Origin of the sequence: Aquabacterium sp. NJ1, assembly GCF_000768065.1 — a bacterium.
Classification (GTDB): Bacteria; Pseudomonadota; Gammaproteobacteria; order Burkholderiales; family Burkholderiaceae_C; genus Aquabacterium.
Map to the genome: position 1 here is coordinate 3,803,777 of NZ_JRKM01000001.1, position 14,749 is coordinate 3,818,525.

At 64.8% G+C, this 14,749-nt stretch carries 13 protein-coding genes; 4 read left to right on the forward strand and 9 right to left on the reverse strand.

Translation table 11 applies throughout. The annotated features are described in order from the left end of the window. Positions 1 to 31: 31 nt before the first annotated feature. Positions 32 to 1,966 (forward strand): sensor histidine kinase, encoded by a 1,935-nt coding sequence (locus JY96_RS16285; RefSeq protein ID WP_035039051.1) that lies wholly within the window; start codon positions 32 to 34, stop codon positions 1,964 to 1,966. Then, positions 1,963 to 2,703 (forward strand): response regulator transcription factor, encoded by a 741-nt coding sequence (locus tag JY96_RS16290; protein WP_035039054.1) that lies wholly within the window; start codon positions 1,963 to 1,965, stop codon positions 2,701 to 2,703. Before JY96_RS16285 ends, JY96_RS16290 begins: the two co-directional genes overlap by 4 nt. Before the next feature lie 18 nt (positions 2,704 to 2,721). Here JY96_RS16290 and gshB read toward each other — a convergent pair whose 3' ends face one another. From gshB to JY96_RS16320, 6 genes are all read right to left on the reverse strand, one after another. Further along, positions 2,722 to 3,669 (reverse strand): glutathione synthase, encoded by a 948-nt coding sequence (gshB, locus tag JY96_RS16295; protein ID WP_035039066.1) that lies wholly within the window; start codon positions 3,667 to 3,669, stop codon positions 2,722 to 2,724. After that, positions 3,666 to 4,850, reverse strand: a complete 1,185-nt coding sequence (locus JY96_RS16300; protein WP_035039070.1) for a benzoate/H(+) symporter BenE family transporter — start codon at positions 4,848 to 4,850, stop codon at positions 3,666 to 3,668. The genes gshB and JY96_RS16300 overlap by 4 nt, the downstream gene beginning before the upstream one ends. Before the next feature lie 26 nt (positions 4,851 to 4,876). Next, complete coding sequence (locus JY96_RS16305; protein ID WP_081961336.1) at positions 4,877 to 6,763, reverse strand: potassium transporter Kup; 1,887 nt, start codon at positions 6,761 to 6,763, stop codon at positions 4,877 to 4,879. A 114-nt stretch (positions 6,764 to 6,877) separates the two neighbouring features. Continuing rightward, entirely contained in the window at positions 6,878 to 8,173 is a 1,296-nt protein-coding gene (gene gshA, locus JY96_RS16310) for a glutamate--cysteine ligase (RefSeq protein WP_035039072.1), read from the reverse strand. A gap of 171 nt (positions 8,174 to 8,344) precedes the next feature. Continuing rightward, on the reverse strand, positions 8,345 to 9,886 hold the full coding sequence (locus JY96_RS16315; RefSeq protein WP_035039075.1) for an ammonium transporter: 1,542 nt from the start codon (positions 9,884 to 9,886) through the stop codon (positions 8,345 to 8,347). A 99-nt stretch (positions 9,887 to 9,985) separates the two neighbouring features. Continuing rightward, a complete protein-coding gene (locus tag JY96_RS16320) occupies positions 9,986 to 10,324 on the reverse strand; it encodes a P-II family nitrogen regulator (protein WP_035039077.1) in 339 nt (112 codons plus the stop codon). A 319-nt stretch (positions 10,325 to 10,643) separates the two neighbouring features. Here JY96_RS16320 and JY96_RS16325 point away from each other — a divergent pair, with 319 nt between their 5' ends. Together JY96_RS16325 and JY96_RS16330 are read left to right on the forward strand one after the other, a co-directional pair. Then, on the forward strand, positions 10,644 to 12,176 hold the full coding sequence (locus JY96_RS16325) for a YifB family Mg chelatase-like AAA ATPase (RefSeq protein WP_035039080.1): 1,533 nt from the start codon (positions 10,644 to 10,646) through the stop codon (positions 12,174 to 12,176). Between the two features lie 79 nt (positions 12,177 to 12,255). After that, the gene (locus JY96_RS16330; RefSeq protein WP_081961660.1) at positions 12,256 to 12,858 is read left to right on the forward strand and encodes a copper chaperone PCu(A)C; all 603 of its coding nucleotides are present in this window, start codon (positions 12,256 to 12,258) and stop codon (positions 12,856 to 12,858) included. Here JY96_RS16330 and lapB read toward each other — a convergent pair. From lapB to JY96_RS16345, 3 genes are read right to left on the reverse strand one after another with little or no spacing between them, the layout of a single operon-like run. Continuing rightward, positions 12,852 to 14,009: a lipopolysaccharide assembly protein LapB gene (gene lapB, locus JY96_RS16335; protein WP_035039082.1), complete on the reverse strand. Its 1,158-nt coding sequence runs from the start codon at positions 14,007 to 14,009 to the stop codon at positions 12,852 to 12,854. The genes JY96_RS16330 and lapB overlap by 7 nt on opposite strands. Before the next feature lie 30 nt (positions 14,010 to 14,039). Beyond that, positions 14,040 to 14,408, reverse strand: a complete 369-nt coding sequence (locus JY96_RS16340) for a lipopolysaccharide assembly LapA domain-containing protein (protein ID WP_035039085.1) — start codon at positions 14,406 to 14,408, stop codon at positions 14,040 to 14,042. Positions 14,409 to 14,415: 7 nt separating this feature from the next. Then, a complete protein-coding gene (locus JY96_RS16345) occupies positions 14,416 to 14,730 on the reverse strand; it encodes an integration host factor subunit beta (RefSeq protein ID WP_035039088.1) in 315 nt (104 codons plus the stop codon). Positions 14,731 to 14,749: the final 19 nt, after the last annotated feature.

Consider the following 14,749-nt stretch of genomic DNA (forward strand, 5'->3'; position numbering starts at 1 on the left):
CTATTGTCGCCGCTCGGGTGACAATGCGCGCATGTTGGTTTGGAAGTACCTGCGTTGGGCGCTGCGCTCGGCATTGTGGCTATGGCTGGCGAGCGTGTGGTTCTGGCCGGGCCTGGCTGCTGCCGCCCCGCTGGCCTTGCCCGGTCATGCACCGCAGGACGCCCAAGCCTGGCCACCGGTGAGGGTGGCGGACGGGCAGATCACCACACTGCGTGAGGCCGGCGTGCTGCCCGGCAGCGAAGTGGCGCCAGGGCCCCAGGCGGCCTGGCGCACGGTGACCTTGCCACACATCTGGCGCGAGACGCACGCGGCTTACCAGGGCACCATGTGGTACCGCTTTCGCGTGAACATGGTGCGTGCGCCCGATACGTTGTGGGCCGTCTACCTGCCTCGTGCCGTGATGAACGCGCAAGTCTGGGTCAATGGGGTGCCCATGGCCTATACCGGGTCCATGAGCCCACCGGTGACGCGCAACTGGTATGTGCCTTTGCTGGTGCAGGTGCCGGCTTCGGTCTGGCACGAGGGTGACAACGTCATCCATGTCAAGGTGGTCGGCGGGTTCATGAGCCGCGATGGCCTGGCGCCCGTGAAGGTCGGCCCCTTGTCCCTGCTGGAGCCACCCTACAAGACGCGCCTGTTTCTGCAGGTCGACGGCGCTTACTTTGCCAACACCGCGGTGCTGGCCCTGGGGGCCTTCATGATGATCGCCTGGATGCGTGATCGTGGGCAGGTCGCGATCGGCTTTCAGGGGGCCTCCGCCGTGTTGTGGGGCGTGGGCAATGGCGCTTACCTGGCGGCGCACCCATTTTTGAGCGACGTGTTCTGGGCACCGTTGTCGATCACGTGCATGGTGTGGTCGGCGCTGGCCATGTCGCTGTTCTTTCGGCGCTTTGTCGGCCGGCGCTCGCGTGCGGTCGAGCAGGGCATCCTGGCTTTGATGCTGGTGACGCCTTTGTGGGCGTGGGCCAGCACGTCCACCCATGCGGTCGCATTGGGTTATGGCCTGGCTTACCTTGTCTTCATGGTCTGCATGGTCCAGGCCATCCATGGCGTGATCAAGTCCAGGCGCCGTGATGGGGGCTGGCTGCTGGGCGGTTGTGTGCTGCTCGTGCCCGCCGCGGCGCACGATGTGGCCTTTCAGGTCAACCTGCTGCCGTTTGATGCCATCTACACGCTGCCCTTCGTGAGCCCGATCATGATGTCGTGCATCTTCTACGTGCTGGCGGGTGACTACGCCCGCTCGCGTCGTGCGCTCAACCGGCTCAATGGCAGCCTGGCGGAGACGCTGGTCCAGCGTGAGTCGGCCTTGCGCGAGAGCTTTGCGCGCCTGGCCGAGCTGGAGCGCGCGCAGGCGGTGTCGGCCGAGCGCAGCCGCATCCTGCGTGACATGCACGATGGCGTGGGGGCGCACCTGACCTCGGCCTTGAGGCAGTTGCAGTCACCCCGAGAAAACCAGGTGGACCTGGGCCTGGTGACCCAGACGCTGCGCGACTCGCTGGACCAGCTCAAACTGTCCATCGATGCCTTGTCTCTGCAAGCCGGTGATGTGGTCGGCTTGCTGGCCAGCTTGCGCTTTCGCATCACGCCACGCCTGAAGGCCTCCGGGCTGGAACTGGTGTGGGACGTGGCCGACCTGCCGCCCTGGCCGCAAGGCCACGCACCGGCCTTGCGCCAACTCCAGTACATCCTGTTCGAAGGCTTGTCCAACGTGCTGCAGCACTCCGGGGCCACGCGCCTGACCTTGTCGGCCCGTGCCATGCCGGATGGCCTGGAAGTCAGCCTGATCGACAACGGGCGAGGCTGGAGCGGCGAGGGCGAGGGCCATGGCCTGCAGGCCATGCGGGCCAGGGCCAGCGTGATCGGGGCTCGCATCGCTTTTCTGGCGCGCCCGGAAGGTGGTGCGGAGTTGCGCGTGAGCCTGCCGCTGCAGCCTGATCCCGCGCTTGATTTATCCTCATCACCATGAGTTCATTGGCAGCACAAGAAGTCTGGCGCGTGGTGCTGGTTGAAGACAACCAGGCCACACGGACCTTCCTCGAAACTTGCGTGAAAGGGCATGCCCAGTTGCGTCTGGCCGCGTCTTTTGCCACCTTGGCGCCGGCGCTTGCCTGGTTTGCCGAACAAGGCGCAGACCTGTTGCTGGTCGATCTGGGCCTGCCCGATGGCAGCGGCCTGGACTTGATGCGCGATGTGCGCCAGCAATGGCCGCAGTGCGACATGCTGGTGGTCTCGATGTTCGGCGACGAGGAAAACGTGCTGGCCAGCATCGAAGCCGGCGCCGTGGGCTATGTGCACAAGGACGACGAGGCCGCCGACATTGCCGACACGCTGCTGGCGGTCAAGCGTGGTGCGTCGCCCATCTCGCCCATGATCGCGCGGCATCTCTTGCGGCGCATGCAGCCGGCTGCGCAGGAGGCCAGGCGTGCCGAGCCTGCCGTGGCGGCACCGGAACCTGTCAGCACCGAGCCGGATTCACCCATCGTGCTCAGCCGCCGCGAGCAGGAGGTGCTGGAGTTCATCGCGCGTGGCTTCTCGTACGCCGAGATCGCCCGCCAGCAAGGCATCACCGTGCACACGGTGCAGACCTACATCAAGAAGCTCTACGGCAAGCTGGCCGTGCACTCGCGCAGCGAGGCGGTGTACGAGGCCAATCGTCTCGGCCTGCTCAACAACTTCGGCAGCCAGTTCAAGTCACAGGTTTGAGGCCCCGGCGGCCTCGCATCACGCCTGCACGCGTGCCTCCAGCGCGTCGATGAAGCGCTTGGCCACATCCCAACCTGTTTGCTGCGTGATCTCCTGAAAGCAGGTCGGGCTGGTCACGTTGATCTCGGTGAGCTGCTCGCCAATGATGTCCAGGCCCACCAGCATCAGGCCGCGTGCCGCCAGGATGGGCCCCAGGTGGCGAGCAATGGCCCAATCCGACTCGCTCAGCGGCTGGGCCACGCCCTTGCCACCGGCCGCCAGGTTGCCGCGCACTTCACCGCCTTGCGGGATGCGGGCCAGCGCGTAAGGCACCGGCTCGCCGTCGATCACCAGCACGCGCTTGTCGCCCTGTGCGATGGCGGGCAGGAACTTCTGCACCATGATGGTCTGCTGGCCGTCCTTGGTCAGGGTCTCGGCGATGCTGCCCAGGTTCAGGCCGTCGTCCTTCACGCGGAAGATGCCCATGCCGCCCATGCCGTCCAGAGGCTTGAGGATGATGTCCTGGTGCGTGGCATGAAAGGCTCGCACCGCCTCGATACTGCGCGTGACCAGCGTGGGCGCGATGTAAAGCGGAAATTCGAGGATGGCCAGCTTCTCCGGGTGCTCACGCAGGGCCTGCGGCTTGTTGAACACCTTGGCGCCTTCTCGCTCAGCTTGCGTGAGCAGGTGGGTGGTGTAGAGGTATTCCGCGTCGAACGGCGGGTCCTTGCGCATCAGCACCGCGTCCATGCTGGTCAGCGTGATCTCGGCGGCTTCCAGCTCTTCGAACCAGTCGTGTTCGTCGCCCGTCAGGCTGATGCGGCGGGATTGCGCCTGCACCTGGCCACCACGTTGCCACACGATGTCCTGGGGCTCGCAAGCCCACAGCTCGTGGCCGCGGGAGGCCGCCTCGCGCATCATCGCGAAGGTGCTGTCCTTGTAGGTCTTGAAGGTGTGCAGCGGGTCGGCGACGAAGAGGAGCTTCATGGTGAGTCGGTGTCGTTGGCAGGGCGATGGTGGAAGTTTTCCACGAACAGCGTGAGCGTGCCAGCCACCAGCCCCCAGAAGGCCGAGCCCACGCCCAATATGGTCACGCCCGACAGCGTCACCAGAAACGTGATAAGCGCCGCTTCACGGAAACGGTCTTCGCGCAGGGCGGCGGCCAGCCCGTTGGCAATGGTGCCTAGCAAGGCCAGGCCCGCCACGCCCATGATCAAGGCGGCCGGGAAGGCATTGAGCAGGCCGGCCACCGCCCCGCCCAGCAAACCCATCACGATGTAGAACAGCCCGCCCATCACGGCCGCGGTATACCGCTTGGTTTTGTCCGCGTGGGCATGTGGGTTGAGCACGATGGCCGCGGTGATGGCGGCCAGGTTGAAGGTGTAGCCCCCGAACGGTGCCAGCAGGATGGTGGCCACGCCGGACCAGCTCATCAACGGCGACACCGGTGCCGCGTAACCCGATACCCGGATCGCCGAGATACCCGGCACCGCCTGCGAGGCCATGGTCACGATGAACAAAGGCAGCCCCATGCCGATCACGGCATGCCAGGACCACTGCGGCGTGACCCACACCGGCTTGGCCCAGCTCAGCGTGAGCACCTGGGTGTTGAGCAGGCCCTGCGCTGCAGCCAGGCCCGAACCCAGCAGCAACACGCCCAGCACGGCATAACGTGGCCACCAGCGCTTGCCCACCAGATAGGTGAGCAGCATGGCCACCACCAGCGTGGGATGGGTGGTGGCACCCGCAAACGCCATCAAGGCGAACTTGGCCAGGATGCCCGCCAGCAGGGCCGATGCCAGCGCCACGGGGATGCGGTCCATGATGCGCTCGAACCAGCGCGTCACGCCGCACAGCAGCATCAGCACGCCGCACACCAGGAAGGCCCCGGTGGCCTCACCCAGCGAGACGCCGGTTGCCGCACTGGCGATCACGGCCGCACCGGGCGTAGACCAGGTGATCAGGATGGGCGCGCGCGTCCACAGCGACAGGCCAATGGTGGTCAGGCCCATGCCGAGCCCAAGGGCCAGCACCCAGGAACTCACCTGGTCCGGCGTGGCACCCAGCGAGCGGGCCGCGTGGAAGATCAGCGCGATGGTGCTGGTGAAACCCACCAGCGTGGCCACAAAGCCCGCCGACACGGCTGCGGGAGACAGGTCACGCAGCACGTGGGGGCGGTGGGCGGCCGGCTGGTTCAGATCTCCACCTTGGAGCCCAGTTCAACCACGCGGTTGGTCGGCAGGCTCAGGAAGTCAGCGGCCCCGGCGGCATTGCGGTGCATGCTGGCAAACAGCTTTTCACGCCATGGCGCCATGCCGCTGCCAATGGTCGGGATCACGATGTCGCGCGACAGGAAGTAGCTGGTTTCCATGTCATCGAGGATCACGCCATGTTCCTTGAGGTGCGTGAGCGCCGCGGGCACATCGGGTTCGTTCTTGAAGCCCAGGTGCAGCATCACCTGCCAGCAGTCATTGCCCAGGGGTTCGATCTCGAGCTGCTCGCTTTGCTTGATCCAGGGCACCTCATGCGACTTGACCGTGACAAACAGGTTCTGCTGGTGCAGCACCTTGTTGTGCTTGAGGTTGTGCAGCAGCGCATTGGGCGTGGTGCCCGCGTCGGCGTTCAGGAACACGGCCGTGCCGGCGACGCGCAGCGGTGGGCTGGAGAACACGGCCTCCAGGAAGGGGTGCAGGTCGATGGCGTCCGAGCGCAGGCGTTCGCTGAGCAGGTTGCGGCCATCCTTCCAGGTCATCATCAGGCCGAACATGGTGAAGCCGATCAGCAGGGGGAACCAGCCGCCATCGATCACCTTGATCACGTTGGCGCTGAAGTACGCCACGTCGATCGTGAAGAAAAAGCCCGTGGCGAAGATGCACAGCGGCAGCGACAGCTTCCACGCAAAGCGGATCACGAAGAAGGTCATCACGGTCGTGATCAGCATGTCGATCGTCACGGTGATGCCGTAGGCCGCGGCCAGCTTGCCGCTGGAGCCAAAGAAAATCACGGCCATCACGATGCAGCCATACAGCGCCCAGTTCACGAAGGGGATGTAGATCTGGCCGGTTTCATGCTCGGACGTATGCAGGATGCGCAAGCGCGGCAGGTAGCCCAGCTGAATGATCTGCTTGGTGACCGAAAACGCCGCCGAGATCAGGGCCTGCGAGGCGATCACCGTGGCGCAGGTGGCCAGGCCCACCAGCGGGTACAGCGCCCATTGCGGCGCCATCTCGAAGAAGGGGTTCGCGACGTTCTCGGGGTGCTCCAGCAACATCGCTCCCTGGCCGAAGTAGTTCAGCAGCAGCGAGGGCATGACCAGCCCGAACCAGGCCAGGCGGATGGGCCGCTTGCCGAAGTGACCCATGTCGGCATACAGCGCTTCGGCCCCGGTGGCACACAGGATGACCGCACCCAGCGCCACGAAGGCCAGGTGAGGATGGTTGAAGATGAAGCCCAGCGCATAGTGCGGGCTCATCGCGGCCAGCACGGCCGGGTTCTCGATGATGTGCTGCAGGCCGAGCACGGCGAGCACGCCAAACCACAGCATGGTGATCGGGCCGAAGAACTTGCCGATGCCGCCCGTGCCATGTTTCTGCACCATGAACAGCAGGGTCAGCACGATCAGGGTCACCGGGACGATGGCCTTTTCCAGCCCCGGTGCGGCCACCTCCATACCCTCGACAGCCGAGAGCACGGAAATGGCCGGGGTGATCACCCCGTCACCAAAGAAGATGGCCGTGCCGAAGATGCCGATGGCCAGCAGGCGGCCGCGAAGCAGCGGCCGGTCCTTCACCGCGGTGGACGCCAGCGCCAGCATGGCAATCAGCCCGCCTTCGCCGTTGTTGTCCGCCCGCAGGATCAGCGTGACGTACTTCAGGGTCACCACCACGGTCAGCGTCCAGAACATCATCGACAAGATGCCGTAGATGTTTTCTGGCGTGAGCTTCAGGTGCCCGTGGGCGAAGACTTCCTTGAGGGCATACAGCGGGCTGGTGCCGATGTCGCCATAGACGATGCCGATGGCACCCAGGGTCAGGGCTGCCAGCTGGGAAGCGCTGAGCTTGGCGTTGGAGCTGTGTGGCACGGAAAGTGGGCACGAATCAACAGAGCGCCCATTTTGCCTTTCTTCACACCGTTTTTGCTGCGCCGCAGTAGCGTTGGCGTGACGCCTGTCGCTGTGCGGCGCTTGACAGAACGCTCAGTTGTAGACCTCGGCGTTGGGATCGGTGGCTTCCAGCTCGTAACTGGCTGCCAACATCGCCAAACGTCCGATAACCCCATACATGTAGAAGCGGTTGGGGGCGCTGGCCCCCGGTTTGAGGCCGGGGCGCGGCAGCTGGGTGGGTTCGGCAAACGCCAGGGGGACGAAGCTCGAACCGGGCGCATTGAGGTTTTCGTCGATGCCCCGCTCGGCGTGCACGCGGTAGAAACCCCCCACCACATAGCGGTCGATCATGTAAACCACGGGCTCGGCCACGGCATCGTTGATCTGCTCGTAGGTGGGCACGCCCTCCTGGATGATCACGCGGTTGACCTCCTGGCCGTCCTTCACCACCGACATCTTGTTGCGCGTGCGGCGATTGAGGTCGGCCAGCTCCTTGGCGTCGCGCACCGTCATGATGCCCATGCCATAGGTGCCGTTGTCGGCCTTGACGATGACGAAGGGCTTCTCGTTGATGCCGTATTCCTTGTACTTGCGGCGGATCTTGTTGAGCAGCGCGTCCACCTGGGACTGCAGGCACTCGGCGCCCGTGCCTTCCTGGAAGTTGACCTCGTCGCACACCGCGTACATCGGGTTGATCAGCCAGGGGTCCATGCCCAGCAGCTTGGCGAACTTCTTGGCGACCTCTTCATAGGCTTCGAAGTGCTGGCTCTTGCGGCGCACGGCCCAGCCCGCATGCAGCGGGGGCAGCAGGTACTGCTCGTGCAGGTCCTTCAGCACATCCGGGATGCCGGCCGACAGGTCGTTGTTGAGCAGGATGGTGCAGGGGTCGAAGTGCTTGAGCCCCAGGCGGCGCTTGGTGCGCACCAGGGGCTCGAGCGTCAAGGTGGAGCCATCGGCCAGCGTGAGGTCGGTGGGTTCGGTGATGCTGTCGTCCAGCGTACCCAGGCGGACATTCAGCCCGGCGGTGGTGAAGATCTGGACCAGGCGCTGCACATTGGACAGGTAGAAGCTGTTGCGCGTGTGCTTCTCGGGGATGAGCAGCAGGTTCTTGGCCTCGGGGCAGATCTTTTCGATCGCGGCCATGGCCGCCTGCACAGCCAGCGGCAGCATCTCCGGGGTCAGGTTGTTGAAGCCGCCGGGGTAGAGGTTGGTGTCCACCGGGGCGAGCTTGAAACCCGCATTGCGCAAATCCACCGAGGTGTAGAACGGCGGCGTGTGCTCCATCCATTCCAGGCGAAACCAGCGCTCGATGGCGGGCACGGACTCGAGCATGCGCTGCTCCAGTTCATTGATGGGGCCGGTGAGCGCAGTGATCAGGTGAGGGACCATGGTGGAGCGGGGTATCGTGGTTGTGTTTATGAGGAATCGTAGCAAGTTCGGGGCGGATCCGTCTTTATTCAAGCCCTTGGCCTTTTGATTCGGGCAGAAAAAAAGGCTGCCCGAAGGCAGCCTTGGTGTGCATCGCCGAAAGCGGCCCTGTCGGGCCACCTCCGAGCTTGATCACTTGTGGTACGCGGTTTCACCGTGCGAGGTGATGTCCAGACCTTCGCGCTCTTCCTCTTCAGGCACGCGCAGGCCGATCACCAGGTCAACGATCTTGTAGGCAATCAGCGAGACCACGGCAGACCAGACGATGGTCAGGCCGACAGCCTTGGCTTGCACCAGCAACTGGCTGGAGATCGAGAACTCGGTGGGCGTGGTCATGGTCACCGTGACCCAGTCAGCCACCGTGGAGGGGCCACCCAGGTTGGGCGAGTTGAACACACCGGTGGCCAGCGCACCGAAGATACCGCCCACGCCGTGCACGCCGAACACGTCCAGCGAGTCGTCGGCGCCCAGCAGCTTCTTCAGGCCGGTCACACCCCACAGGCAGATCAGGCCGGCCAGCAGGCCGATGATCACGGCACCGCCGATACCGACGTTACCAGCGGCAGGGGTGATGGCGACCAGACCGGCCACAGCACCCGAAGCAGCACCCAGCATCGAAGCCTTGCCCTTGAGCAGGCTTTCACCCAGGCACCAGCCCAGCACGGCAGCAGCCGTGGCCACGAAGGTGTTGATGAAGGCCAGGGCGGCAAAGCCGTTGGCTTCCAGGGCAGAGCCGGCGTTGAAACCGAACCAGCCCACCCACAGCAGCGAGGCACCCACCATGGTCAGCGTCAGCGAGTGAGGGGTGAAGGATTCCTTGCCGTAGCCGATGCGCTTGCCGACCATGTAGGCACCCACCAGGCCAGCGACAGCGGCGTTGATGTGCACCACGGTACCGCCGGCGAAGTCCAGCGCACCCCACTGCCAGATCAGGCCGGCCTTGCCGTTCATGGCGTCAACCACGTCCTTGGAGCTGTAAGCATCAGGGCCCATCCAGAACCAGACCATGTGGGCGATCGGCGCGTAGCTGAAGGTGAACCACAGCACCATGAACAACAGCACGGCCGAGAACTTGATGCGTTCGGCAAAGGCGCCCACGATCAGACAGCAGGTGATGCCGGCGAACGTGGCCTGGAAGGCGGCGAACACGATTTCGTACATCGGCACACCCTTGGAGAAGGTGGCGCCGTTGACGAAGGTGCCAGCGACGTTGTCCCAGATGCCCTTCATGAACAGACGGTCCATGCCACCGACGAAGGCGTTCCCTTCGGTGAAAGCCAGGCTGTAGCCGTAAACGAACCACAACACGACGATCAGCGAGAAGGTCACCATGACCTGCATCAGCACGGACAGCATGTTCTTGCTGCGCACCAGGCCACCGTAGAACAGGGCCAGGCCAGGCACCGTCATCAGGATCACCAGCATCGTGGAGACCATCATCCAGGTGGTGTCGCCCTTGTTGGGGGCGGGTGCCGGCGCGGCGGCAGCCGAAGCGGCTTCAGGTGCCGCAGGGGCCGCGGCAGGGGCAGCCGCGGGGGCCGATGCAGGTGCTTCAGCAACGGCCGAAGCAGCGGCGACAGGCGCGGACGCGGCGGTGGTGTCCTCGGCGTGCGAAACGCCCAGTAGACCGAAGCCGGCCAGCCCCAGCGCGATGGACGCAATGAGCTTTCTCATGAAGATGCCTCTTGGAATCAGATAGGTGAGCACAGCACACACACCTATCAGGTGTGGGCCACAAAAAGGGGAATGGGGGTCAGGCGTGAGACCTGGGGATCACAGCGCGTCCTGCCCGGTTTCACCGGTACGGATGCGGATCACCTGCTCCAGCGACGTCACGAAGATCTTGCCGTCGCCGATCTTGCCGGTACGGGCAGACGACTCGATGGCTTCGATCACGCGGTCGAGAATGGCTTCGTCGACAGCGGCTTCGATCTTGACTTTGGGCAGGAAGTCGACCACGTATTCCGCGCCACGGTACAGCTCGGTGTGGCCCTTCTGGCGGCCGAAGCCTTTGACTTCGGTCACGGTGATGCCTTGCACGCCAATGGCAGACAAGGCCTCACGCACTTCATCAAGCTTGAAGGGCTTGACGATGGCGGTCACCATTTTCATGGTTGGTTCTCCGGTGAGGTTGGCAAAAAATTCAGACAAGGCATGGACTGCACGATCTGTGCCAGCGCTCCAAATCGGGGAGTGGCGTGCGGCGCATCGGCTGCCGTGCACCGTTATGGCTTGGTAAGCCACGATTTGCACGAATGTTGTGCGGCAACGTGCGCATTCCACATCTGCTTAAAAATGGTGCACAACATTGGTGCCAAGACGGGTGTCCGGTTTCCGCTCCATCGCTCTTCGGTGGGGCCCATCAGAGGGGCATGGCGCCAAGCCGGGCTCGGGACAATTCGGCGGTTCACCGAAATGACGCACCCACCCCATGTCACTGGCAATCGTTCACAGTCGCGCGCTTGACGGCCTGAAAGCCCCCGAAGTCACCGTCGAGGTGCATCTGGCCAATGGGCTGCCCTCGTTCACCCTGGTTGGCCTGGCTGATACCGAGGTCAAGGAGGCGCGCGAGCGGGTTCGGGCGGCGCTGAGCAATTCAGGGCTGGACTTCCCGTTCAATAAACGGATCACGGTCAACCTGGCCCCGGCGGATCTGCCCAAGGAGTCCGGGCGCTTCGATCTCCCGATTGCGCTGGGCATTCTGGCCGCCATGGGGCATGTGGATGCCAGCAAGCTGGCCGAGCTGGAGTTCGCGGGCGAGTTGTCGCTGGGCGGCGAGTTGCGCCCGGTGCGAGGCGCCTTGCCCATGGCGCTGGCCTTGCGTCGTACTGCCGGGGGCGCAAGGCCCCGCGGCCTGGTGTTACCTCAAGCCAGCGCGGCCGAGGCCGCATTGGTGGACGGCGTGAGGTTGTACGGCGCGGCGCACCTGATGGAGGTGGTGGAGGCCTTGCGACCGACAGGCCAGGGCACTGGCGCTGATCTGGTGCGCGCTTGCGCCATGGCGTCTGCCGTGCCCGATGTGGGCGGGCCCGATCTGAAAGAGGTCAAGGGCCAGACCGCGGCCAAACGGGCGCTGGAGGTGGCAGCCGCTGGTGGTCACAGCCTGCTGATGGTCGGGCCACCTGGCACGGGCAAGTCCATGCTGGCCCAGCGCTTTGCCGGTTTGTTGCCACCCTTGACGGACGACGAGGCGCTGGAATCTGCCGCCGTGTTGAGCCTGGCTGGATGCTTTGACGCACAGCGCTGGCGCCAGCGCCTGATGCGCAGCCCGCACCACACGGCATCCTCCGTGGCGCTGGTGGGTGGGGGCTCGCCGCCGCGCCCCGGCGAAATCTCGCTGGCGCACCACGGCATCCTCTTTCTGGACGAGCTGCCTGAATTCCCTCGCGCGGCCCTGGAGGCCCTGCGCGAACCGCTGGAAACCGGGCACATCACGATTGCCCGTGCCGCGCGCCGGCATGATTTCCCGGCACGTTTCCAGCTGGTTGGCGCCATGAACCCGTGCCCTTGCGGCCATTTTGGCAACCCGCTCAAGGCTTGTCGTTGCACGCCGGACCAGGTGACGCGTTATCAGTCGCGGCTGAGCGGCCCCTTGCTCGATCGCGTGGACGTGCAGATCGAGGTGCCCGCCGTGGCGCCCGAGGTGCTGGCCCACTGTGCCGATGGTGAACCCAGCGCTGCGGTGGCGGCCCGCGTGATGCAGGCGCGAGAGCGCCAGCGTGCCCGCCAGGGCGTGCTCAACGCAGACCTGACGGGTGGCTTGCTGGACGAGCACACACAGGCGGTGCCAGCCGCCTCCGCGTTTCTGCAAACGGCTTGCGCCCGCCTGGGGTGGTCGGGCCGCGCTTTCCATCGCGTGCTCAAGCTGGCGCGCACCATTGCGGATCTGGCCGGCTCGGATGTCATCCTGCAGGCACACATGGCCGAAGCCATCCAGTACCGGCGCGTTTTGCAGGCCGCCTGAGTTGGGTCAACTCAGGCGGCCTGCAGGGGGATGCGGCAGAGGCTAGACTGCGCCCATCACATTGTTGGAGATGAAATCCATGAAGCGAACCCGACATCCATTCGCCCTGTTGTCTGCCTGCCTGTTGGCGCTGGCGTGCGGGGGGCTGACCTCTGTGGCTCACGCGGCGGACAAGGTACCGGCCAAGGTTGGGAGCAAGGTTGAAGCATCCCTGGTCAAGGTCGAAGGGGCCTGGATCCGCGCCACAGTCAAAGGCCAGAGCGGCACGGGTGGTTTCATGAACCTGACGGCCTCTCAGCCGTTGACCCTGGTGGGCTTCAACTCCAGCGTGGCGACCGAAAGCGAGCTGCACGAAATGGCCATGGACGGCAACGTGATGCGCATGCATGCCGTGCCTTCGCTGCCTCTGCCGGCAGGCCAGACCGTCGAGTTGCGCCCTGGCATGGACGGCCATCACCTCATGCTGATGGGCCTCAAGCAGCAACTCAAGGAAGGTGATGAAGTGGCGCTCACGCTCAAGCTGCGCACCGCCGACGGCAAGACGCTGACGCAGGACATCAAGGTGCCCGTCAAATCGGGCTCGATGACGATGGCCCCGGCCACCAGTGCCGCATCAGCGGCTCAGCCAGACGGCATGAAGCACAACCACATGCATCAAGGCCCGATGCACGAGGCTCACTGATCTTCCAGGCGCCGGGGTGGGTAAGTGTCCCAGCCCTGGCAGCCCGGGCATTGCCAGAAGTAATGCTGGCTTTCGAAGCCGCAGGCCGCGCAGCGATAACGCTGCAAGGGCTTGGCGGCGGTGGCCATCGCCGCCTGCATGCGCTCGATCTCGGGCTCATCCAGCGCCACATGCGTGCTCAGGCGCTCGCGGATGAGGCCTTGCGCTGCTGACAGCGAGGGCTGTGCACTCATGTGGGCCATCAGGGCCTTGCGGCGCGCAACCGGGTCAGGTTGCAGGCTGTTGAGTGCGAGCAGCACGTCCACCGACGGCACCTGGGCATACAGGCTCTGCAGCTTGTCCAGGGCGGCCTTGTCTTCACCGCAGGCTTGCGCCGATTTGGCGTAGTCCATGGCAACCAATGAGAAGGCCTGCGGTTGCTTGGCCATCAATTCGTCCCAGGCGCGCAAGGCTTGCTCATGCTGACCCTGGCGCACCATGCGTTGGCCCTGGATGACCAAGGGGCGTGCAGATTGCGGCGCAGCCTCCCTGGCTCGTTGTAAAGCCTGATCAGCTTCCTCGTCACGGCCGCGTGCATCGGCTTCCTGCGCGATTTCGCACCAGTGGTGCGCCATGCGTTGCGAGAACGAGCCGGTACCGGCCGCTTCCAGTTGGCGGGCGACCTCAATGGCCGGGTGCCAGTTGCGCGAGCGCTCGTTGAGCGACAGCAGCGCCAGTCGCGCATCTGTGGAGAACGCCGTGCCCTCCAGGGCCTTGAAGGCCTCTTCGGCACGATCGAACAGGCCCGCCTTCATGAAGTCATGAGCCAGGGCGTGCTGCGCGCGCTCACGTTCGTCGCGTTTGAGATCGGCCCGTGCCAGCAGGTGCTGGTGCACGCGGATGGCGCGTTCGTATTCACCACGCCGACGGAACAGGTTGCCCAGCGCGAAGTGCAGGTCGGAGGTGTCCGGGTCGTGCTGGACAGCTTCGATGAAAGCATCGATCGCCTTGTCCTGTTGCTCGTTGAGCAGCAGGTTCAGCCCTTTGAAATAGGCTTGGGGCGAGGCGCGGTCTTCACGCTTGAGCTGCCGCAGGTCCAGGCGCGAGGCGGTCCAGCCCAGCAGGAAGACGATAGGGAAGGCCAGCAGCAGCCAGTAGAGGTCAAATTCCATCGGGGGTCGCTTTGCCGATCACTGGGCCGGTCACTTGGCCGGTTTGCGCGGTGCGGGCATGTCGGGCGGGAAGGGCAGTTCTGCCGGCAGGGTGGCGGGGCCAGGGCGTGTCGTCGGGCCGCTGTCAAACGGCGTGGGGGCCGCCTGTTTGCTGACCGGCTCGGGCAAGAGCAGCTGGCGGTTGCGCGCGTCGCGGCGATGTCGCCACCAGCTGGGCAGCATGGCCAGCACGCCGGTGACGCAACCCAGCGCGAACACGCCCAGCACCACGAACACCATCGGTGCCTGCCAGCTGTAGCCCAGCAGCCATTTCAGCTCCACCACGTGCTGATTGTTCAGCGCGAACGCGAACAGAATGAAGAACAACAGGCCGCGCCACAACCAGTTCAATGCTCGCATGGGGTGTTCAGCTCTTGAGTGGGTCTTGTTGGACGAGAGTATCCACCTTATCCACGCCCTCGCGCAGGGCCTTGCCGGGTTTGAAGTGCGGCACCAGCTTTTCCGGGATCAGCACCTGCTCGCCCGAACGCGGGTTGCGGCCCATGCGGGGTGGGCGGCGGTTGATCGAGAAACTGCCGAAACCACGGATCTCGATGCGGTGGCCCTTGGCCAGCGCTTCGGACATCGCGTCGAGGATGGTCTTGACGGCGAACTCGGCATCACGCTGGGTGAGCTGGCCGAATCGTTCGGCCAGTCGGGCCACGAGGTCGGATCGGGTCATACAAGAGGACGGCGTGAAT